21 protein-coding genes are annotated in these 20887 nt (G+C 56.0%); 9 read left to right on the top strand and 12 right to left on the bottom strand.

The window, feature by feature from the left end:
* Window positions 1-174: 174 nt before the first annotated feature.
* Entirely contained in the window at window positions 175-1059 is an 885-nt protein-coding gene (locus ACFQPC_RS11275) for a dimethylarginine dimethylaminohydrolase family protein (protein WP_382271998.1), read from the bottom strand.
* A complete protein-coding gene (gene rocD / locus ACFQPC_RS11280; RefSeq protein WP_382272000.1) occupies window positions 1056-2282 on the bottom strand; it encodes an ornithine--oxo-acid transaminase in 1227 nt (408 codons plus the stop codon). The genes ACFQPC_RS11275 and rocD overlap by 4 nt, the downstream gene beginning before the upstream one ends.
* A 122-nt stretch (window positions 2283-2404) precedes the next feature.
* Between rocD and ACFQPC_RS11285 the strand changes: the two genes are divergently transcribed.
* The gene (locus ACFQPC_RS11285) at window positions 2405-2872 is read left to right on the top strand and encodes an Lrp/AsnC family transcriptional regulator (protein ID WP_382272001.1); all 468 of its coding nucleotides are present in this window, start codon (window positions 2405-2407) and stop codon (window positions 2870-2872) included.
* Here ACFQPC_RS11285 and ACFQPC_RS11290 read toward each other — a convergent pair whose 3' ends face one another.
* From ACFQPC_RS11290 to def, 3 genes are all read right to left on the bottom strand, one after another.
* Window positions 2873-3286 (bottom strand): COG3650 family protein, encoded by a 414-nt coding sequence (locus tag ACFQPC_RS11290; RefSeq protein ID WP_382272002.1) that lies wholly within the window; start codon window positions 3284-3286, stop codon window positions 2873-2875. It abuts the gene before it with no gap.
* Window positions 3287-3322: 36 nt separating this feature from the next.
* Window positions 3323-4273: a methionyl-tRNA formyltransferase gene (gene fmt / locus ACFQPC_RS11295; protein ID WP_382272003.1), complete on the bottom strand. Its 951-nt coding sequence runs from the start codon at window positions 4271-4273 to the stop codon at window positions 3323-3325.
* Window positions 4274-4372: 99 nt separating this feature from the next.
* Window positions 4373-4909 carry a peptide deformylase gene (gene def, locus ACFQPC_RS11300; protein ID WP_382272004.1) on the bottom strand — a complete coding sequence of 179 codons (537 nt, stop codon included), beginning with the start codon at window positions 4907-4909 and terminating at the stop codon, window positions 4373-4375.
* Between the two features lie 177 nt (window positions 4910-5086).
* Here def and ACFQPC_RS11305 point away from each other — a divergent pair, with 177 nt between their 5' ends.
* From ACFQPC_RS11305 to ACFQPC_RS11330, 6 genes are all read left to right on the top strand, one after another.
* A complete protein-coding gene (locus tag ACFQPC_RS11305) occupies window positions 5087-6187 on the top strand; it encodes a LysM peptidoglycan-binding domain-containing protein (RefSeq protein WP_382272005.1) in 1101 nt (366 codons plus the stop codon).
* Window positions 6188-6209: 22 nt separating this feature from the next.
* A complete protein-coding gene (dprA, locus tag ACFQPC_RS11310; RefSeq protein WP_382272007.1) occupies window positions 6210-7325 on the top strand; it encodes a DNA-processing protein DprA in 1116 nt (371 codons plus the stop codon).
* A gap of 228 nt (window positions 7326-7553) precedes the next feature.
* On the top strand, window positions 7554-8030 hold the full coding sequence (locus ACFQPC_RS11315) for a Smg family protein (protein WP_011979366.1): 477 nt from the start codon (window positions 7554-7556) through the stop codon (window positions 8028-8030).
* A gap of 239 nt (window positions 8031-8269) precedes the next feature.
* Window positions 8270-10915, top strand: coding sequence for a DNA topoisomerase III (locus tag ACFQPC_RS11320; RefSeq protein WP_382272008.1), 2646 nt, complete (start codon window positions 8270-8272; stop codon window positions 10913-10915).
* Window positions 10916-11089: 174 nt separating this feature from the next.
* Window positions 11090-11434 carry a DUF4870 domain-containing protein gene (locus ACFQPC_RS11325; protein ID WP_382272009.1) on the top strand — a complete coding sequence of 115 codons (345 nt, stop codon included), beginning with the start codon at window positions 11090-11092 and terminating at the stop codon, window positions 11432-11434.
* Window positions 11435-11490: 56 nt separating this feature from the next.
* Complete coding sequence (locus ACFQPC_RS11330; RefSeq protein ID WP_382272011.1) at window positions 11491-12069, top strand: peroxiredoxin; 579 nt, start codon at window positions 11491-11493, stop codon at window positions 12067-12069.
* Here the strand turns inward: ACFQPC_RS11330 and ACFQPC_RS11335 are convergent, their stop codons facing one another.
* The 5 genes from ACFQPC_RS11335 to ACFQPC_RS11355 all read right to left on the bottom strand — a co-directional run bounded on the left by ACFQPC_RS11335 (window position 12070) and on the right by ACFQPC_RS11355 (window position 17396).
* On the bottom strand, window positions 12070-12564 hold the full coding sequence (locus ACFQPC_RS11335; RefSeq protein ID WP_382272012.1) for a methylated-DNA--[protein]-cysteine S-methyltransferase: 495 nt from the start codon (window positions 12562-12564) through the stop codon (window positions 12070-12072).
* A gap of 13 nt (window positions 12565-12577) precedes the next feature.
* Window positions 12578-14071 carry an AlkA N-terminal domain-containing protein gene (locus tag ACFQPC_RS11340; RefSeq protein WP_382272013.1) on the bottom strand — a complete coding sequence of 498 codons (1494 nt, stop codon included), beginning with the start codon at window positions 14069-14071 and terminating at the stop codon, window positions 12578-12580.
* A gap of 124 nt (window positions 14072-14195) precedes the next feature.
* Window positions 14196-14663, bottom strand: coding sequence for a hypothetical protein (locus ACFQPC_RS11345; protein WP_041296298.1), 468 nt, complete (start codon window positions 14661-14663; stop codon window positions 14196-14198).
* A gap of 75 nt (window positions 14664-14738) precedes the next feature.
* Window positions 14739-14978: a DUF1289 domain-containing protein gene (locus ACFQPC_RS11350; RefSeq protein WP_382272014.1), complete on the bottom strand. Its 240-nt coding sequence runs from the start codon at window positions 14976-14978 to the stop codon at window positions 14739-14741.
* 96 nt (window positions 14979-15074) lie between these two features.
* Window positions 15075-17396 (bottom strand): FdhF/YdeP family oxidoreductase, encoded by a 2322-nt coding sequence (locus tag ACFQPC_RS11355; RefSeq protein ID WP_382272016.1) that lies wholly within the window; start codon window positions 17394-17396, stop codon window positions 15075-15077.
* A 283-nt stretch (window positions 17397-17679) separates the two neighbouring features.
* Here ACFQPC_RS11355 and ACFQPC_RS11360 point away from each other — a divergent pair, with 283 nt between their 5' ends.
* Entirely contained in the window at window positions 17680-19152 is a 1473-nt protein-coding gene (locus ACFQPC_RS11360; RefSeq protein ID WP_382272018.1) for an aminotransferase-like domain-containing protein, read from the top strand.
* Between the two features lie 139 nt (window positions 19153-19291).
* Window positions 19292-19579 (top strand): ArsR family transcriptional regulator, encoded by a 288-nt coding sequence (locus ACFQPC_RS11365; protein WP_382272019.1) that lies wholly within the window; start codon window positions 19292-19294, stop codon window positions 19577-19579.
* A 17-nt stretch (window positions 19580-19596) separates the two neighbouring features.
* Here the strand turns inward: ACFQPC_RS11365 and ACFQPC_RS11370 are convergent, their stop codons facing one another.
* Together ACFQPC_RS11370 and ACFQPC_RS11375 are read right to left on the bottom strand one after the other, a co-directional pair.
* Entirely contained in the window at window positions 19597-19926 is a 330-nt protein-coding gene (locus ACFQPC_RS11370; protein ID WP_382272020.1) for a YnfA family protein, read from the bottom strand.
* Window positions 19919-20398, bottom strand: a complete 480-nt coding sequence (locus ACFQPC_RS11375; RefSeq protein WP_382272021.1) for a GNAT family N-acetyltransferase — start codon at window positions 20396-20398, stop codon at window positions 19919-19921. Before ACFQPC_RS11375 ends, ACFQPC_RS11370 begins: the two co-directional genes overlap by 8 nt.
* Window positions 20399-20887: the final 489 nt, after the last annotated feature.

Below are 20887 nucleotides of genomic sequence, written 5' to 3' on the forward strand. Positions count from 1 at the left end.
CGTCAATTCTTTATCAATTCGTTATCGGTACAGCCACATAAAGACAAAAACCCGGACACAGGCTGCGCCGGGTTGTACATGCTTGAAAACTAAGGACAAATTATACGCCAAAGCCCCTGCTCTTAGCCGCTTCCTGCCTTGTATATTGGTCTTTTCCCAACATATGGCAGGACTCTAAAATACCGGGCTGGGCTCCGCCACGAGGCCATTGCCGGCAGCTACTTGCTGCGCCGGCCGTGGCTCATTCATTTTCAGGGTCAGGCATTTGGCGGCACCGCCGGCCTTCATGAACTCGGTCAGCGCGATTTGGCTCACGCTGAAACCCCATCTTTCCAGTTGGGCATTCAGCGCCGGCGAAGCCTGGTTCAGAAACACATGTTTGCCGCTGTTGACTGCGTTGCAGGCAAAGTTGAGTGCATCCTGCTGCGTTACCGCAAAACGCTTATGCGACGGGACACGTGCGGCAATGCGCTCCTGCGCCGCCACATCAAAAGCCGCCGGGTAGTACAGCAGGTAACCACCCTGCAATGGACAAAAGCAGGTATCCAGATGGTAGAAGCGTGGATCGACCAATTGCAGCGGCTGCACTTCGATGCCTAGCATGTCGGCAATCACCGGCGCACAAGCCAGTTCCGAACGATGGCCGTAACCCAGCCACAGTAAGTCACTGCCGCGATCCAGCAAGGCATCGCCGGCTCCTTCGAAGTGCAAACCGTGCGGCATGCGCAACACCTGCAAACCGCGCGCGGCAAACCAGGCGGCGAAGTGTGCTTCTTCCGGCTGCCGTTCCACATGTTTGAAAGCCGACAGGATCACCTTGTCACCCAACACCAGACCCCCGTTTGCGGTAAACACCATATCCGGCACGCCGGCTGCGGCCGGCATGCAATCGACGCGTGCCACCGTACGCAAGGCATGCACGAGTTCCTGCCACTGCCCTTGTGCAGTCAGGCGGTCGCCATGGGCAATATTGCCCTCCATCCAGGGATTGATGATGTAAGCCACCTCGAAATGTTCAGGGGCGCACATCAGGAAGGTGTCGGGCGCGAGTGTTGTCATGTGCAAGCCTCCATATGTGGCGTGGGCAAAGTTGCGAATACGTGTTCGATGATGCGCAGCGCCGCATCGATTGCCTCAGCAGTGATAACCAGCGGCGGCGCAAAGCGCACCACCGTGTGATGCGTCTCTTTCGATAGGACGCCGTTTTCCATCAGTCGTTCACAGAAGCTGCGCGCCGTAATCACTTGCGGGTCCAGTTCCAGTCCGATCAGCAAACCCTTGCCGCGCACGCTGCGTATCGCCGGATGCCGCAACGCATTCAGGCCCTCACGCAAACGCTGTCCACGTTGCTCCGCGGCGGCGATCAATTCGCCGTCACGCAATAGCGACAGGGCGGCATAGCCGACTGCAGCAGCCAGGGGATTACCGCCGAAGGTGCTGCCGTGGTCGCCAGGTGTAAACACATCCATCACCTCGCTGCGCGCGAGGAAAGCGGAAACAGGCAACAAGCCGCCACCCAGGGCCTTGCCGAGTATGAGGCCGTCCGGCCGGATGCCTTCATGGTCACAAGCGAGCAAACGTCCGGTGCGTCCCAGCCCGGTTTGCACCTCATCGCAAATCAGCAGGATATTGCGACGTGTACAAATCTCACGACATTGCGCCAGGTAAGCGTCCGGCGGCACGATGATGCCGCCTTCGCCTTGTATCGGCTCCACCAGGAAGGCTGCGGTATGCGGCGTGATCGCCGCTTCCAGCGCGGCCGCATCGCCATATGGAATCGTCACGAAGCCGCCATCGAAAGGACCAAAACCTTCGCGATACTGCGCTTCCGAAGAAAAGCCGACGATAGTAGTGCTGCGGCCGGCGAAGTTACCGGCACACACAATGATCTGTGCTTGCTGGTCGGGCACGCCTTTGACTTTGTAAGCCCATTTACGCGCGGCTTTCAATGAAGTTTCCACCGCTTCGGTGCCGCTATTCATCGGCAAGGCTTTGTCCATGCCGGTCATCTCGCACAGCAATTGCAAAAACCTGCCGAGCTGATCGGTATAAAAGGCACGTGAGGTAACCGCCAGTTGCCCGGCCTGCTGCGTCAGCGCCTGCACCAATTGCGGATGACTGTGGCCGAAACTGACCGCGGAATAGGCGGACATCATGTCCATATAACGCTTGCCGTCTTCGTCCCACAACCAGATGCCGCGCCCCTTGCTCAAGACCACCGGCAAGGGTGCATAGTTGTGCGCGCAATAGCGATCTTCCAGTGCAATGCGTAGGCTGCCCACGATAGCGCTCTCCACAGAAGGATTCACCCTTACATGCTAAAGCCAAAGCAGTGAAATGTTTCTGCGTTATTGCACGGCATTCAGGTATAAAGTGAATGAATCGTGCATCCAAGGAGGCATTCATGGAGAAATTCGACCGTTACGACCGCATCCTGCTGGAAACCCTGCAGGGCAAGGGGCGCGCCTCGAATGTGGAATTGTCCGAGCGCGTCAATTTATCGCCGCCGCAATGCTATCGGCGCGTGCAAAGGCTGGAACAGGAAGGGGTGATCCGCGGCTATAGCGCGCAAGTCGATGCGGCTGCCATCGGCTTGGGTGTGACCGCTTTTGTGAACCTGAATATTGCGCGCGAACAATTCAAGCAGGTACGTGAACTGGAAAAGGCGATCCGGCAATTTCCGGAAATCCTTGAGTGCTACACCATCTCCGGCGACTTTGATTATTTGCTGAAAGTCGTCGCGGTTGACCTCAAATCACTATCGTCTTTCTTGACCGACAGGCTGATGCAGGTACCCGGCGTGGCCGGCGTACGTTCTATGGTCTGCCTGGAAGAAATCAAACCGGCCAGCCCTTTGCCGCTGCCGGATTAATTACTCCATCAAGCGACCACGCTCGCCGCAACCCTGCAGCTTGCGCTTGCCCAATGTGACTTCGGCGGTCCATGGATACTGCGCACCCGACATATTGTCGATACATGTTTGCTGCAGCATACGGATTTGTATCGAGGTGCGTGCATTCTTCGCCGCGAAGGTACGCGCAGTGCCATCGTTATCGAACTGCTTATAGCTGAAGTATTCCGGTTCCTCGCCCAGGCTCTCGAAACGCAGCTTGCCGGAATCGGCAGTGAACTTCCAGAACGGCTCATTGCCATGCGCCCACCAGATCACGACATTCGCCATCAAGAGATTTCGTTCCGGCACTGGCTCGGTATTTTTTTCACGAACCGCATCCGGGTTTTGACAGGCCGCCAGCAACAAGGTGAGTACTATCAGCAAAGCGCGCATCGCATATCTCCAATCAATACCGATTGAACAAATTGTCTATTGGAAGCGCTTGTCTTCCAGCGTAAAACCTTTGAGGAACTCTACCGCAGACAAGCGCTTGCCACCCGGTTTCTGCAATTCGGTCACGCGCAATGCGCCGTCACCACAAGCCACCAGCACACCGTCATGCGGGTTCGCCGCAATCACCTGGCCCGGCGGCAATTGATTCGAAGCCGGTACCGCTTGCGCATGCCAAAATTTGATCAGCGTACCGTCGCAAGTCGCTGCCGCACCGGGGAAGGGATTGAACGCACGTATCTTGCGCGCCAGTTGTTCGGCCGGCTGCGTGAAATCCAGCGTCGCTTCTTCTTTCAAAATCTTGGCTGCGTAATTCGCGCCATCCGGCTGCGGCACTGCATGCAAATCGCCTTGTTCCATCTGGCGCAAGGTTTGCACGATCATCTCGCCACCCAGCGTCGCCAGTTTGTCGTGCAGGCTGGCCGTCGTGTCATCAGCTGTAATCGGTAAGCGCTGCATCGCCAGCATCGGCCCGGTATCCAGGCCTAATTCCATCTTCATGATGGTGACCCCGGTTTCCGCATCGCCGCTTTCTATCGCACGATGGATAGGTGCGGCACCGCGCCAGCGTGGCAAGAGCGAAGCATGGATATTGATGCAACCGCGCGGCGGGATATCGAGTATCGATTGCGGCAGGATCAGGCCATAGGCGGCGACCACCATCACATCATGCGGCGTCGCCTGCAGCAATGCATGCGCTTCTGCTGCGACTTCCGGATATTTACCGTCGAGGCGCAGCGATACCGGTTGCGCCACCGGAATGTCATGCGCCAATGCAAACTGTTTGACCGCCGACGCTTGTAATTGCATACCGCGACCGGCAGGCCGATCCGGCTGCGTCAGTACCAGCGGGATTTCAAAACCTGCTGCGTGCAATGCCGCAAGGGCGACTGCCGCGAATTCCGGGGTGCCGGCAAAAATGATTTTCATGGGAAGGATTGTAGTACGGGCAGCGTCGGATGCGAACCCATATGTGCCCGCTGGTATTGCAGGGAAACACGAACCCGGGACAGGGCTCGCGGACAGCTATCAGCGTTGCGCGACGCGCTGCTTGTTGGCGCGCGTCAATTCACGCTCTTCCTTCAGCATCTTGGCCTTGATGCGATTGCGCTTGAGCGGCGACAGGTATTCGACGAAAACCTTGCCTTTAAGGTGATCCATTTCATGCTGGATACACACCGCCAGCAAGCCGTCGGCATCCAGTTCAAATTGTTTGCCATCGGCATCAAAGGCGCGCACCTTGACTTTGGCATGGCGCTCCACGCCGTCATAGACGCCGGGCACCGACAGGCAACCTTCATCGTAGACCTGCATTTCCGGGCTGGCCCAGATGATTTCCGGGTTGATATAGGCGCGCAGTTCGGTATGCGTTTCCGAGGTATCGATCACGATCACCTGCTCATGCACATCGACTTGCGACGCGGCCAGGCCCACGCCGGGGGCGTCGTACATGGTTTCCGCCATGTCGGCGACCAGGGTTTTGATGCGTTCGTCGAACACGCTGACTGGCTTGGCAACTTTATGCAGCCGTGGATCGGGGTAACGCAAGATATTTAATATGGACATACGTGCTTTTGCGCAACAAGGCGGCAGGTTGGGAGCGTGGTTCTTCTTGCTACTTCAATGATTTATGTGCAAAATTTGATTCAATTTGGCAAGTTTTTTTACGAATTACTTGATTCGTTATTAACATGCAGCAGCACAGTAATGGCGTCACAATTGGTCAAGCTCACCGGACAAACCATGAAAAATTTTAGCACAGCTGCACTCTTCCTCGCATTTGTCTCAGCCGTAATACCCGTCAGCGCACTATCCCAAACGCCAGCCAACGCCACTTCGGGCACTGCCCGCTGCGCTTTTTTGCCGAATGCACCTGACCAGCACGTGGTTGTCCGTGGCGATACCTTGTGGGACATTTCTGGAAAATTCCTGCAACGCCCATGGTGCTGGCCACAAGTCTGGGACATGAATCGTGAGCAAATTCGCAACCCGCACTGGATCTATCCGGGCCAAACCGTGTATTTCGACCGCGTCGCCGGTCGCCTGCGCCTGGGCAAGGAAGTCGGCGGCGATAACAGCGGCATGCCTACCGTACGCCTGTCACCGCAAGTGCGCTCCACCGATGCCGCTTCGGGGGCGATTACCACCGTTTCCTTTAAATCAATCGAACAATTCCTGACCAAACCGCTGATCGTCGAAGTCGATGAATTGAAAGATGCGCCACGCATCGTCGCCACACAGGAAGGCCATGTCTTCCTCGCCAGCGGTGACAAGGCCTATGTGCGCGGCGACCTGAAAGATCACGCGACATTCGAGGCCTTCCGTCCGGGCAAGCCATTGAAAGATCCGGTCAGCAAAAAGATTATCGGCTACGAAGCAATGTACCTCGGCACCCTGAAGGTACAGCGCACCAGCAAGGTCGAACTCGAACCGCATACGCTCGTTGTGCTGACTGCCAAGGAAGAAATGGGCGTGGGTGACCGCCTGATCCCGACCGAACCGGTACCTTTCATCAATTACGTACCGCACGTACCGCCGCAGCAGACTGATGCGCGCGTGGTCTCGGTTTATGGTGGTGTCTCGCAAGCCGGGCAGAACCAGATCGTCGCCATCAATCGCGGCAGCAAGGACGGCATCGATGTCGGTACCGTGCTGGACCTGCGTCGCCTTGGCCTGATGGTGCCGGATCGTACCGTCGGCAACGGCCGCGGCCTGATCAAGCTGCCGGATGAGCAATACGGCGAACTGTTTATCTTCCGCGTCTTCAACAGCATTTCCTACGGCCTGGTGATGCAGGTACAGGATACGGTGCAGGTTGGCGACATCGCCACGTCACCGGAATAAACCACCTCAACGGGTAGCAACGATGCCTGCACCGGACGATCTCGCACACTGGCTCAGGCTGGAGCGGGCGCCCGGTGTCGGAGCCGGAACGGCACGCAAGCTGCTGACGGCATTCGGACCGCCGCAAAATATCTTTTCAAGCAGTCTCTCCGACCTGCAGGAAGTCGTCGTTCCGGCAATCGCACACGCATTGCTGGCCACACCTTCTGCGGCCACGCTGGCCCTGATAGAACATACGCAAGCATGGGCGGCGCAAAGCGAAAACCATATCTTCACGCTGGCTGACGCCGACTATCCAAGCGCGTTGCTGGAAATCCACGATCCGCCTATCCTGCTGTACGCCAAAGGACGCATCGCCTTACTCTCCCATCCCGCCATAGCCATCGTCGGCAGTCGCAACGCCAGCGCTCAAGGCATCACCAATGCAGGGCAATTCGCCGCCAGCCTCAGTTCATCCGGCCTCACCATTATTTCCGGCCTCGCACTCGGTATCGATACCGCCGCCCACCAGGGCGCGCTGCAGGCACTGCAAACGAGTGTCAACGCAGGCTCCACCATCGCCGTGATCGGGACCGGCATGGACATCGTCTATCCGGCCCGCAATCGCCAGCTCGCACACCAAATCGCGGAAAACGGCTGCATCCTCAGCGAATACCCGCTCGGCATGCCGGCCGTCGCCGCCAACTTCCCGCGTCGCAACCGCATCATCAGCGGACTCGCGCGCGGCGTACTGGTGGTGGAAGCAGCGCTGCAATCCGGTTCACTGATCACGGCGCGCATGGCGGCCGAGCAGGGACGCGATATGTTTGCGATCCCGGGCTCCATCCATTCGCCGCTGGCAAAAGGTTGTCACCTGTTAATCAAGCAAGGCGCGAAACTTGTGGAAACGGCACAGGACATCCTCGAAGAGCTGGAGTATGCCGTCATACCGGCCACATCAGGCGAACGCGCCACGCCGCCTGCGGATGCGCCGTACGCGCATGGCTTGCACAGCATGGGCTATGACGCGGTCGACGCGGACACACTGGCGCAACGTTGCCAACTCGATATTGCCGAAATCCATACACATCTGTTGACACTTGAACTCGACGGCCATGCGGAAATATTGCCCGGCGGTTTATACCGGCGCATTGCCTGAAGTGCATTGCTCATTTCAATTTGTCATTGCCTGACGCAACAAAAATTCCGCGCCCTATAGTCAGCTTCATTTTTAGTGGTATCCTTCTTCTCAGTAAGCGCTGTTTTTGATCTGCCGCTGTCGTAACACCTCTTTGTAGTGTGTGTTGTGTAAAGAGCGTGATTCATACGCATCCGATCCTGACGGCACCAAATGGTGACGTCTTAACCCAAGCGCTACGGTGAAGCCATGTTTGACGTCCTAGTCTATCTGTACGAAACCTATTACCGGCCCGATGCCTGCCCGGACTCCGAGGCGCTGGTAAAGAAACTGTCCGCTATCGGCTTTGAAGAAGAAGAGATCGCGAAGGCTCTCGGTTGGCTGACTGCGCTGGCTGAGACCACCAACGAACTCTCCGATTCCTATCCGCACCAGACGGCGTTCTCGTTCGGCATCCGCATCTACGCAACACAGGAAATGGATGTGCTGGGCACGCCTGCAGTCGGCTTTATCCAATTCCTCGAATCGGCCAAGCTGATTAATCCGGTGCAACGCGAGATTGTCATCGAACGCGCACTGGCGGCCGGCGAGTCGCCAATTTCGCTCGAAAAGCTGAAAGTCATCGTGCTGATGGTGTTGTGGAGCCAGGGCAAGGAACCTGATGGCCTGATTTTCGACGAGCTCTTCGTTGACGACGAAGATGCGCCGCCACGGATGTTGCACTAAGCGACAGGCCCGACAGGCATGCCCGTCCACGCCGGACATGCCTCTTCAACAACACCCGTTTTTGTCTCCCGCTTGCGGATTTCCCAGCAACGCGCTTATCATTGGCCGCTTGACGGCTATGCAATTATTATATTAGGCGGCTTTTTCATGGGAAATTGCCTCTGCAATATGCTGCAAGTCGCCGCATATTGCGCACATGGCGCCTATATAGACGTCCCCCTTTCGAGATCCTATTTACTATGACAAAGACCCTCATCATTGCCGAGAAGCCATCCGTCGCGAACGATATCGCGAAGACGCTCGGCGGCTTTACCAAGCACGATGAGTACTTTGAATCCGACGAATACGTCCTTTCTTCCGCGGTCGGCCATCTGGTCGAAATCACCGTGCCGGAAGAATATGACGTCAAACGCGGCAAATGGACATTTACCCATTTGCCGATGATTCCGCCGCATTTCGCACTCAATCCCATCGCCAAGACTGAATCCCGCCTGAAAGTGCTGAACAAGCTCATCAAGCGCAAGGATGTCACCGGCCTCATCAACGCATGCGATGCCGGGCGCGAAGGGGAATTGATTTTCCGCCTGATCGCGCAATACACGAAGGCCAAGCAACCGATCAAACGCCTGTGGCTGCAATCGATGACGCCGGGCGCGATCCGTGAAGCATTCAAGAATTTGCGCAGCGATGAAGAAATGCTGCCGCTGGCTGATGCTGCACGTTGCCGCAGCGAAGCCGACTGGCTGATCGGCATCAACGGTACCCGCGCGATGACCGCTTTCAACTCGAAAGAAGGCGGCTTCTACCTGACCACCGTCGGCCGCGTACAAACGCCGACGCTGTCCATCGTGGTGGAACGCGAAGAAAAGATTAAGAAGTTCGTCCCGCGCGATTACTGGGAAGTGCGCGCCGAATTCATTTGCGCCGCAGGTATCTACCAGGGGCGCTGGCTGGACACCGCCTTCAAGAAGGATGAAACCGATCCGGAGCGTCGCGCCGAGCGCCTGTGGAGCAAGGCTGCCGCCGAATCCATCGTCGCCGCCTGCCGCGGCAAGCAGGGCAACGTCACCGAAGAATCGAAACCGACCACTTCGATGGCGCCGGCACTGTTCGACCTGACCAGCCTGCAACGCGAAGCCAATGCACGCTTCGGTTTTTCCGCCAAGAACACGCTGGGCCTGGCGCAGGCGCTGTATGAAAAGCACAAGGTCCTGACTTATCCGCGTACCGATTCGCGCCACCTGCCGGAAGATTACCTGCCGACCGTGTTGCAGACGCTGGACGTGATTGCAGAAAACAATAATTACCACCAGTTCGCAAAACAGATCACAGACAACAAGTGGGTCAAGCCGAACAAGCGGATTTTCGATAACACGAAAATCAGTGATCACTTTGCGATCATCCCGACCACGCAAGCACCGAAGAACCTGTCCGAACCGGAACAGAAACTGTACGACCTGGTGACGCGTCGCTTCATGGCGATCTTCTTCCCGGCTGCCGAGTTCCAGGTCACCACGCGCTTTACCGAAGTTTCCGGCCATCAGTTCAAGACTGAAGGCAAGGTCATGACCAACCCGGGCTGGCTCGCAGTCTACGGCAAGGAAGTCATCGACGAAAAAGATCCGGAAAACAGCGGCACGCTGGTCCCGGTCGCCAAAGGCGAGAAAGTCAAAACCGAATCGGTCGTGGCCAACGGCCTCGTCACCAAACCGCCGGCACGCTATTCTGAAGCGACGCTGTTGTCGGCAATGGAAGGCGCCGGCAAGCTGATCGATAACGATGGCTTGCGCGACGCGATGGCCGGCAAGGGCCTGGGTACACCGGCAACCCGCGCCGCCATCATCGAAGGCTTGCTGAACGAGAAATACCTGCTGCGCGAAGGCCGGGAAATGATCCCGACCGCGAAAGCATTCCAGTTGATGACCTTGTTGCGCGGTTTGGGTGTGAGCGAGCTGACCGCACCCGAGCTGACCGGTGAATGGGAATACAAGCTGTCGGAAATGGAACGCGGCAAGATCAGCCGTGAAGAATTCATGCGCGAAATTGCACAGATGACGCAAGTCATCGTCAAGCGCGCCAAGGAATACGACAACGACACCATCCCCGGCGATTACGCGACACTGAAAACGCCGTGCCCGAATTGCGGCGGCGTGGTGAAAGAAAACTATCGTCGTTTCGCCTGCACCAAGTGCGAATTCTCGATGAGCAAAACACCGGGCAGCCGCCAGTTTGAAATCGCCGAAGTCGAAGAATTGCTGGCCAATAAAACGATAGGACCGCTGCAAGGCTTCCGTTCGAAAATGGGCCGCCCGTTCGCCGCAGTACTGAAGATTTCGCGCGACGAAGAAATCAAGAACTACAAACTGGAATTCGATTTCGGCCAGAACGACGATGACGAAAACGCTGAAGCAGTCGACTTCAGCGGCCAGACTTCGCTCGGCCCTTGCCCGAAATGTGCCGGCGGCGTGTATGAACTGCCTTTGTCCTACGTCTGCGAAAACTCGGTAGCGAAACCAAAGACTTGCGATTTCCGCAGCGGCCGCATCATCCTGCAACAGGAAATTCTGCCGGAACAGATGAGCAAATTGCTCAATGAAGGCAAGACCGATTTACTGCCTGGCTTTGTCTCACAACGCACACGTCGTGCGTTCAAGGCTTACCTGGTGCGCGGCAAGGATGGCAAAACCAGTTTCGAATTTGAGCCACGCAAGGAAAAAGCACCGGCCAAAGGCAAGGCTGCGGCCGTCGCTGACGACGCAGCAGAGGCGGGCGACGACACTGCGGTAGCAGCGAAACCGGCGAAGAAGGCTGCGGCCAAACCCACCGCCAAGAAAGCCGTAGCGAAAAAGAAAGCCCCGGCTAAAAAAGCCGCCGCCAAAGCCTGATAAAAACCGGCAATACTGCGCATCGTTCCGCGATGCGCAGTACACTCTTTGTATCTGGTCAGATAAAAACAAGTACGCGCATACGCAATACACGGCTTTGCAGCATCCGTCCACGACGGTATATATGCATCTGTTTCGACGTTAATCTTGTATCAGCTACCGAGGGGAATTCTCATGGATCAACTTGAACCACGCGTCCCAAGCAAAGACGAATGCAATATCGCGATGCTGGCCCACTTGCTGGGTATCTTCACCGGCTTCCTCGGCGCACTCATCATCTGGATCATGAAAAAGGATGATTCCGCCTATATCTCCGAGCAGGCAAAAGAAGCGCTGAATTTCCAGATCACCATCACCATCGGCTTTGTCATTGCCTGGGTGCTGGCATTTATCCTGATCGGCCTGATCTTCTTTCCTATCCTGCTGGTCCTCAACCTGATTTTCTGCATCATCGCCGCCATGGCCGCATCCAAAGGACAGGCGTACCGCTACCCGTTCACGCTACGTTTGGTACAGTAGAGCCTTGCCGGGCAGCGTCACCTGCGCTGCCCATCCACTCTTTCATATCCAATACCATGGCCGATAATCTGCTCGCCCTACCTACCGACCTGCCCGTGCCACAAGACGACGGTGCCTGTGGCCACCTGCGCGGCATGCAACTGCCTGCGTTGAATCTGCTATCGACTTCGGGCGCAACAGTAGATTTGGCGCAGCAGGGTAATCCATGGGTCGTCGTGTATTGCTATCCGCGTACCGGCCAGCCGGGCCAGGAATTACCCGGTGGTGCAGATGCCTGGAATGCGATCCCGGGCGCACGCGGTTGTTCGCCGCAATCCTGTGCCTATCGCGATCACTACAGCGAATTGCAAGCGCTGGGCGCAACTGTATATGGCCTCAGTACGCAAGACAGCGATTATCAAAAGGAAGCGGTACAGCGGCTGGAATTACCCTTCCCTTTGCTCAGCGATGCACAACTTGAATTCGCGCACGCCTTGCGCCTGCCAACCTTCAGCTTCGCCGGACTGGATTTGATTAAACGCCTGACGCTGATCATCCGCGCCGGCAAGATAGAAGAAGTGTTCTATCCGGTATTTCCATCCGACTCCGATGCCGGACATGTGGTAGCCTGGCTCACAGCCCACCAGGGCAAGTAATCAATTTACCACCACGCCTTCCAGCGCCAGCAGGAAGCGTTTGCGTTCCAGCCCGCCGGCATAACCGGTCACCGCACCGGATGAACCGATCACGCGGTGGCAGGGCACGATAATCGATACCGGATTCTTGCCGATGGCGGAACCGACGGCGCGCAAGGCCTTCGGATTGCCGAGGCGTTGCGCGTGCTGTGCATAGCTGACGCTGGCACCAAACGGGATCGCACTCAACTCATGCCAGACTGAACGCTGGAACGCTGTGCCGCTCATATCCAGCGCCACATCAAACTCGGTGCGCCGGCCGGAGAAATACTCATCCAGTTGCCGCGCCGTCTCCTGCAAATGCTTGTTTGCAGCTGATTGTGCAGACGCAGCTTGCCAGCCATCCTTGCCTTTGAAATGCTTGTGTTCTTCAAAGTAGATACCGGCAATACCTTGCCCGGTCGCAGCCAGCAGCAGGATGCCCACCGGGCTCGGGTGTTCAATGTAATAAATCATGATGCTTCCTTTATCAAAGCGAATGCCATAACAACAAAGCCGTATATGCACGCCATGGCGACCAGCCGGCAGCGCGCAGCAGCAATTGCTTTTCCTTCAGGCGCGTACCGCCTGTCACTTCCACCGCGGCCTTTTGCAAACCCAGGTCGCCGGCTGGAAAGGCGTCAGGAAAACGCAGTGCGCGCATCGCCACATACTGCGCAGTCCACTCACCGATACCGCGCACGGTCTTCAGGCTGCTTACACATTCATCCAGCGACGCTCCCGGCTTCATCTGCAAGCCACCCTGCACCGCGAAGCGGGCGACGTTCTGGATGGTCTGTGCACGTGAACCAGGCATGCCCAGCGCGGCGATCTCGCCGATGTCCGCGGCGGCCAATCTTTCCGCCGTTGGGAAATGATGATTAATACCGATGAAAGGCGTATCGGCCGGTTCACCAAAGGCTTTCACCAAACGACCGGATACCGTGGTCGCACCCGCCACACTGACTTGCTGTCCAAGCACCGCACGGATCGTCAGTTCAAAAGTATCGAAGGTGCCCGGTACGCGCAAACCCGGTGCCAGCCTGATCTGCTTTGCCAGCAAAGGATCTGCCGACAGGTGGGCGGCAATGATTTCCGGATTCGCATCAAGGTCGAACTGCTTGCGTACACGTGCAAGCAAAGGCATGAGTACCGGTGCAAGATTGGCCGGCAGCGACAATTCCAATTGCTTGCGCGCCGGCAAATGCGTTACACGCAACCAGCCTGCGGTGTTATTCAGCATGACGCTGCGTACATAAGATAAATTGCCGGGCGCTTCCTCGACCACGCCCTCCACACCCGGTATCGCACGCCCGGCCAGATATGTCAGCATGGGCTCCCAGGCATACGGCGGGCGATAGGCCAGGCGCAGCGTGATCGCATCTTCGCCCAGCTTGGATGGCACGCCTGCGGCGCGTCGTATGCTGGTCGGCGCCATGCCATAGCGTGCCAGGAAGAGTGCATTGAAACGCCGTATGCTGCCGAAGCCCGCCGCGTAAGCCACATCACTCATCGGCAAGCCGGTTTCCTGCAACAACTTCTTCGCGAACAGCAGGCGCTGTGTTTGCGCCAATTCAACCGGTGTCACACCGAAGTGTTCGAGCAAGACACGGCGCAATTGCCGCGATGACAAACCGACTTCAGCCGACAGCCTTTCGGTATCGCCGTCATTCAAGGCACCGGCGGCTATCCTTTGCCACACCGCATAAGCCAGGTTTTGCTGCAGGGCATACGGCGCGAGTTCGGGACGACAACGCAGGCAGGGGCGGAAACCGGCAGCCTCGGCAGCCGCTGCGGTGCTGAAGTAAGTACAGGATGATTCGCGTGGGGTTTTGACGGAACAGACAGGGCGGCAATAAATGCCGGTCGTTTTCACGCCGACGAAAAACACACCGTCGAAACGCGCATCCTTGGCCGCCAATGCACGATAGCAACTCGCCGGGACGAGTTGGCTGGTATCTGGCACAAGGTGGGGGTTTTGCATATCCATGGCGTATTTATACGCGTTGACATATGCATCGTCTAGCCGTTTTCGGACAAGATCCCCGGACGGCTTATTGCAGGCTTATGCGAGCCGACCAGATAAAAGTAGGTTGAGTGCCCGGTAATTATTTATCGGCGCCAGCCTGCTTCTGCATCTGGAAAGCCAGGGAGATATGCGCAAATTCAATCAGGATGGCTTGTGTGCCGCCATTGAAAGTGCTGAAGGAATTGCCGGTGCGCACCACCAGCCGCGGCGGGAACAACCAGCTGACAAATGGTATGCCTATCATCTTCGCACTACGGACATCACGCCATTCGACCTGGCGGTTATACAACCAGGTTTGTGTAATACCTTTTTCATCTATCGTAATCGTCGAACGCAGGAACCAGTAATAACTGACGATCAGCATCAGTGCTGCACACAGCAGCAATGCCTTCACGCTGAAGCCATATTCCAGCAGTGGAAAGCGACGTGTAATATCGATCGCGTAGACGAACAGGCCGATGGAAAATATCGTGGCAAAAATTTTGAAGCCGAAACTGTAGGACGGGCCGGTCACGGTTTTTTCCGGCTTGTAGAAATTCATTGTCATATTATTACTGATCGATTCATGGACGTGGCCGCATCATCGCACATCTGCCCGCCGCAGTCGAAAATACCATCCGCTTCAGCGTCGCAGCGCATCGCGCCGCCGGATTACCTCGGTCCAGATTTGCCGCCTGCGCTGGTCGTCAACAGCACCCCATACGGTAATTTCGTCTATGGTGCGCATGCAGCCGGTGCAAAACGTCGTGCGCGCATCCACCCGGCAAATACCTATGCAGGGCGAAGGCACAGGCGTCGCGTCCGGATCAAGGTAAGAGATCAGGGTGTCGAGATCTTCGGGACGCGCGGGTTTCCTGCGCATGGTGGATGGCCGGGATGATGGTAGATGCCCGATAGTATAAGCGGCCGCCGGCCGGAATTGGCGGGCAACCGCTTAAAGTAAACAAGCGCAAATGCGTCAGGCAGCGATGGCCAGCGGCAAGGAAGGACGCAACAAGACCGGTATCGATTTCGAGGTCGGCGTATTGCACACATCACCAACGCTATTCAGCGGCACCAGCGGATTGGTTTCCGGATAATAGGCACCGATACAACCGCGCGGGATATCGTATTCGACCAGCAGGAAGCGATTCGCATGGCGTTCTATGCCATCGTCCCACACCGTACTCATATCGACCCAGTCACCAGCCTTGAAACCCAGCATCAGCAAATCCTGCGGATTGATGAAGACCACACGACGCTGACCGAAGACACCGCGATAGCGATCATCCATCGCGTAAATCGTGGTGTTGTACTGGTCATGCGAACGCGTTGTCATCAAAGTCATCAATTGTTCGCCATGCTGTTGCTTGGCACGACGGATAGGCGTGTCCTGTTCAACATTGTGGACAATGAAGTTCGCCTTGCCGGTCTCGGTCAACCACTCACGTTCACGTGATGCGACACGCAAATGGAAGCCGCCCGGTTGCGCAATCCGTTCGTTGTAATTTTCAAAACCGTCGAGCACGCTTTCGATCGCATCGCGCACCAGCGAATAATCGGCGGCATAGCCGAGCCAGTCGACCTTGCCGGAGCCCAGCGTAGCATGTGCGATATTCGCGACGATGGCGGTTTCCGACATCAGGTTCTTCGACGCAGGTGTATTCATACCGTAAGAGATATGCACCATGCTCATCGAGTCTTCCACCGTCACGCCTTGCGCCACGCCGTTTTGCTTGTCGATCTCGGTGCGACCCAATGTCGGCAGGATCAAGGCATCCGTGCCATGTACCAGATGGCTGCGATTAAGTTTGGTCGTGATGTGCACGGTCAGATTGCAGGAACGCAGCGCATCGAAGGTACGCGGCGTATCCGGCGTCGCCATCACAAAGTTGCCGCCGAGGCCGATGAATACCTTGACATGGCCTTCCAGCATTTCATGTATGGTTTCAACCACATCGTAACCATGACCACGTGGTGGTTCGAAGTCGAATACCTTGCCGAGACGATCGAGGAATTCCTGCGACGGCTTTTCTTCGATACCGACGGTACGATTGCCCTGCACGTTCGAATGGCCGCGTACCGGACACAAACCCGCACCTTCACGACCGATATTCCCGCGCATCATCATCAGGTTGGACAACATGTGTACGGTTTGCACCGAATTCTTGTGCTGCGTAATACCCATGCCCCAGGTTGCGATCACGCGCTTGCCGTTGACATAGATGCGGCTCAGCTTTTCGATATCGTCACGCGACACTCCGGACTCATCCACCAGTTCCTGCCAGTCCTGCATGCGCAAGTCGGCGGCAAAGGCTTCAAAGCCCAGGCAATGCTCTGCAATGAATGCCGTATCCAGCACGCGTTCCGTACCCATCGCTACCGCTTCATCGTCGAGCTCCAGGGTACGTTTGGCGACACCTTTGATCAATGCAAAGTCACCACCCAGCTTGGGCTGGATAAAGGTCGATGCAATCTTGGTGCTCGACATGGTCAGCATCTCGACCACGCTTTGCGGATCGGCAAAACGCTCGAGGCCGCGTTCGCGCAAAGGATTGATCGATACGATCACCGCACCGCGCTTCGAACATTCACGCAACTCACCCAGCATGCGCGGATGATTGGTGGCAGGATTCTGGCCGAAGATCAGCAAGGTGTCCGCATGTTCGAAATCGTCCAGCGTCACGGTACCTTTGCCGACACCCACGGTAGACGGCAAACCACGGCTGGTCGCTTCGTGGCACATATTCGAACAGTCGGGGAAGTTGTTGGTGCCGAACATGCGCACGAACAATTGATAGACAAAGGCCGCTTCATTACCGGCACGACCCGAAGTATAGAAAGCGGCTTGATGCGGGTTGTCGAGTTGATGCAGATGCGATGCGATTAGCTTGAATGCATCGCTCCATGCCACCGGCACATATTTGTCGGTCTTCGCATCGTAGCGCATAGGTTCGGTCAGGCGCCCATGCTGCTCCAGCTCGTAATCGGATTGCTCGAACAATGCCGCGACCGTATTCTTTTCAAAGAAGGCAGTCGTCACGCGCTTGCTGGTTGCTTCAGCTGCTACCGCCTTAACACCATTTTCACAAAACTCGAATGTTGACGCATGCTGACGATCCGGCCAGGCACAACCGGGGCAATCAAAACCCTCGGGTTGATTCTGCTTGAACAGCGTACGGTAATTACCGCCGGCGACTTTTTCCTTGATCAGGTTAATGGCGACATATTTCACCGCCCCCCAGCCACCGGCCGGATGATCATAGGTTTCAATAGTGCCTTGCGACTTCGACTTTTCCACTTTTATTTCCTTTGCTTCGGCACGCCGCCACGCATATTGCTTCATGCATGATCAGCTTGGGTGCCATGTAATCGAAGCTTAGGGCGCAAGGTCGTTTTGCAAAGCGTACACATAGCTTGAAATAAAAAGAGTACAGTTTGAATAGCGACGAATCTGTACTTGATTTCCTGCTTGAGTAAACAGCAAGAAACATTGGAGAGCCGCATGGATACTAGGTTATTCGACCAATGAATATAAGTCATTACAGGCGAAAAAATTAACATGACAAGCATCAGGGGCATTTGTGAAGCTGTATGAAAAGCTGGCAAAAGATATTGAAGAACTGATAGCGAACGGTGTGTTCCGACCGGGTGAACGCCTGCCGTCGATACGCCAGACCAGCCAGCATCATCGCCTCAGTATCACCACTGTCGTGCATGCGTTCCTTTTACTGGAAAGCAAAGGCGTGATCGAAAGCCATCCGCAATCAGGTTACTTCGTGCGCGTCACACCACAAACGGCAAATGGCAAAGTGCCGCAGGAGTTGCGTACCTCGCAACCGCTGGCAATCTCGTCGCAAGTCGACGTCAGCCACCTAGTGCTATCGACGCTACGTTCGATCACCAACGATGCAGTTCCACTCGGCTCACCGTACCCTGATCCCAGCCTGTTCCCGTCGGAAAAAATCAATCGCTACGCCTACGGCATTACACGAAGGAAAACCAAGTGGGGCGTTACCGATGCGTTGCCGCCCGGTCATCCGGACCTGATCCGCCAGATCGCGCGACGCTATCTGGAAAACGGCAGCGCAATCGACCCGAATGAAATCGTGGTCACGGTCGGCGCCACCGAAGCCATCAATCTTTGCCTGCAAGCGGTGGGCAAAGCCGGTGATATCGTCGCGGTCGAATCGCCGACCTTCTATGCGATGCTGCACGCGATCGAACGCATGGGCATGCGCGCGATTGAAGTGGCCACGCATCCGCGCGATGGCATAGACCTCGCAGCGCTGGCGGAAATACTCGAACAGCACCAGATTGCCGCTTGCATGGTGATGCCGAACTTCCAGAATCCACTCGGCTTCCAGATGCCGGATGAGAAGAAGCGCGCCCTGGTCGAACTGATCACCAAACACCAGGTGCCGGTCATCGAGAATGATGTGTATAACGAGTTGTACTTCGGTGACGCGCATCCGACTTCGCTCAAGTCCTATGACACCGAAGGCCTGGTCCTCCACTGTGCATCGTTTTCCAAGAGCCTGACGTCCGCCTATCGGATCGGCTGGGCGATGCCGGGGCGGTACCGCGACCAGGTCGAGAAACTGAAATTCCTCAATACCCTGACGACGCCGACCATCCCGCAATTGGCGATCGCCGAATACCTGGAACACGATGGCTACGAGCACCATCTGCGCCATATCCGCAAAGTCTATGCGCAACAAGCGAACATCATGCGTGCTGCGGTCAAACGTTTTTTCCCGGAAGGGACGCAAACCTCGGAACCGAAAGGCGGGTATGTATTGTGGGTCGAATTGCCGCCACAAGTTGATTCGATGAAGCTGTACGAGCTGGCCTTACAGCAGGGCATCACCATCGGTCCCGGCTATATGTTCTCGGCCGCCAAGGGCTATAACAACTTCATCCGCCTGAACTATAGCTATCCATGGTCGACCGGCATCGAAGACGCGATCAGGACCGTCGGCAAACTGGCAGCCGATTGCATACGGCAGGCGGAACGCGCGGTTGCTGCGCGCACGCGCGAAAACTATAATATCTAGCAGCACCCGGCGTGAATGCGGGTGCAAGGCTGACGCTCCACAGAGGGCGCAGCGGAGACGGGATGTTCGATGGCAATACTGGTCGCTTGTCGGCCGGATCGGACATCAGCACATGTGCATAAAAAGGACGACCATCATCATGGCCAACGCGGATAACCCATCGCAACACGAGGACGAACTGGATCCTGTCAAAGTCACCATCCTGCGCCACTTATGGGAAGCGTCGCAAGAAAGCGATGGCAAATCGTGGTCGCTGGCCAAACTCAGCAAACGCTCATGCATACCGATGAGCACCTTGCGCCGCACCCTCAGCGAATTTGAAGATGCCGGCATCGTCGACGTTAGCACGCATGAAGACGGACGTATTTTTGCGACGCTGAATGCGACCGGAATCGAAATTTTCCCGACGCTGTTTAGTACCCAATAAGCCGGGGCCGCCTGCTATCAGGTACGTGGCGCAAACAGGATGATGCCCATGCCCGCCAGCGTCACAGCGACGCCGACGAAATCCCAGTTGCTCGGCTTGATGCCGTCAACCACCCACAGCCAGGCCAGTGCAACAGCAACATAAGCTCCGCCGTATGCCGCATACACACGGCCCGCAGCTTCCGGATGCAGCGACAGCAACCAGACAAATATTCCCAACGCAAAAGCAGCCGGCACCAAGAACCAGATTGAAGCACCCTGGCGCAGCCACAAGTAAGGCAAATAACAGCCGACGATTTCCGCGATCGCGGTCAATACAAATAGTGCTACGGTTTTAATTTCAAACATTCTGCTTTCCTAATACAACTTGATCATTCGTCAGTTGCCATGTCCACATCTGACCATCTTCCGGATGCTCGAATGCACCAACAAAGCGGAAGCCCAGTTTCTTCAATATTGCATTCGATGCATTTTCTTCATTCGCCGTATGCGCAACAAGCTTCAGTTGCGGCTGCTCGGCACGCGCGATTTGCAGCAATTGTCGCACCATCGCAGTCGCCACACCTTGCCCTTCAAAACCGGGGAAGGTGAGATAGCCGATTTCCACTGCATCATCCGCCGGTGCTGCCTTGAACGCACATGCACCGACCAGCTTGCCATTCTTCTGTGCGAGATAACCGCACCATGGCGCGACAAAGCCCGCATCAGCATACAAGCGCGTCGTCGCGGCACATACCTGCCGTGCAATGTCGTTCAAGGTACCGACCTTGCCCTGCGGTTTTCCGTGCACATTGATTTGAATCAGATTGATATCGGACATGGCTTGGTATCCACTCACTTTTTGTAAGCGTCGCGTAAGGAAATAGACAGCAATGATCGCACGCAAAAAATATTTGGACCATTTAAGCAGAATAACTGCAGCGCGCCAAATGCATGTTTATGACATCTCAGTGCTCGCCACTTTGGTGCACACAAGCTGACATGAAGCTGACACGATGTAATTAACAGCCGCAAAAAATGAGGCATGAAAATTTGTATTTCCCCCTATGAAAAACGGCACATTTCCGACATGAGAAATAATGTGACAAATGACGATTCAAATGTTGATGGATGGCGCGAAAAATATTTAACAGATCAATTTTTTGTATCGTTTCTTCAAAAAGAAAATTGAAAAACCAGGTCCCACTTGTTGCGATGCAACTTGACTTATGCACACGAAAGCGCATTCTACGCACGTCAGTACTGCCGCCATTAAAAATCAATGGATGCTACCTGTCGGTTGATGAATCAAAGTGATTTCTAAAAAATA

The sequence above is a fragment of the Herminiimonas glaciei genome, from assembly GCF_042664955.1.
Taxonomy (GTDB): Bacteria; Pseudomonadota; Gammaproteobacteria; order Burkholderiales; family Burkholderiaceae_D; genus Oxalicibacterium; species Oxalicibacterium glaciei.

Excerpts from the sequence above, each read along its gene's own strand:
- ACFQPC_RS11315 (WP_011979366.1), top strand. The coding sequence starts at position 7,554 with ATGTTTGACGTCCTAGTCTATCTGTACGAAACCTATTACCGGCCCGAT.
- fmt (WP_382272003.1), bottom strand. The coding sequence starts at position 4,273 with ATGAAAATCATTTTTGCCGGCACCCCGGAATTCGCGGCAGTCGCCCTT.
- ACFQPC_RS11285 (WP_382272001.1), top strand. The coding sequence starts at position 2,405 with ATGGAGAAATTCGACCGTTACGACCGCATCCTGCTGGAAACCCTGCAG.
- ACFQPC_RS11345 (WP_041296298.1), bottom strand. The coding sequence starts at position 14,663 with ATGACAATGAATTTCTACAAGCCGGAAAAAACCGTGACCGGCCCGTCC.
- ACFQPC_RS11330 (WP_382272011.1), top strand. The coding sequence starts at position 11,491 with ATGGCCGATAATCTGCTCGCCCTACCTACCGACCTGCCCGTGCCACAA.
- def (WP_382272004.1), bottom strand. The coding sequence starts at position 4,909 with ATGTCCATATTAAATATCTTGCGTTACCCCGATCCACGGCTGCATAAA.
- ACFQPC_RS11325 (WP_382272009.1), top strand. The coding sequence starts at position 11,090 with ATGGATCAACTTGAACCACGCGTCCCAAGCAAAGACGAATGCAATATC.
- ACFQPC_RS11350 (WP_382272014.1), bottom strand. The coding sequence starts at position 14,978 with ATGCGCAGGAAACCCGCGCGTCCCGAAGATCTCGACACCCTGATCTCT.
- ACFQPC_RS11275 (WP_382271998.1), bottom strand. The coding sequence starts at position 1,059 with ATGACAACACTCGCGCCCGACACCTTCCTGATGTGCGCCCCTGAACAT.
- ACFQPC_RS11340 (WP_382272013.1), bottom strand. The coding sequence starts at position 14,071 with ATGCAAAACCCCCACCTTGTGCCAGATACCAGCCAACTCGTCCCGGCG.
- ACFQPC_RS11365 (WP_382272019.1), top strand. The coding sequence starts at position 19,292 with ATGGCCAACGCGGATAACCCATCGCAACACGAGGACGAACTGGATCCT.
- ACFQPC_RS11305 (WP_382272005.1), top strand. The coding sequence starts at position 5,087 with ATGAAAAATTTTAGCACAGCTGCACTCTTCCTCGCATTTGTCTCAGCC.
- ACFQPC_RS11335 (WP_382272012.1), bottom strand. The coding sequence starts at position 12,564 with ATGATTTATTACATTGAACACCCGAGCCCGGTGGGCATCCTGCTGCTG.
- ACFQPC_RS11320 (WP_382272008.1), top strand. The coding sequence starts at position 8,270 with ATGACAAAGACCCTCATCATTGCCGAGAAGCCATCCGTCGCGAACGAT.
- dprA (WP_382272007.1), top strand. The coding sequence starts at position 6,210 with ATGCCTGCACCGGACGATCTCGCACACTGGCTCAGGCTGGAGCGGGCG.
- ACFQPC_RS11290 (WP_382272002.1), bottom strand. The coding sequence starts at position 3,286 with ATGCGCGCTTTGCTGATAGTACTCACCTTGTTGCTGGCGGCCTGTCAA.
- ACFQPC_RS11370 (WP_382272020.1), bottom strand. The coding sequence starts at position 19,926 with ATGTTTGAAATTAAAACCGTAGCACTATTTGTATTGACCGCGATCGCG.
- ACFQPC_RS11375 (WP_382272021.1), bottom strand. The coding sequence starts at position 20,398 with ATGTCCGATATCAATCTGATTCAAATCAATGTGCACGGAAAACCGCAG.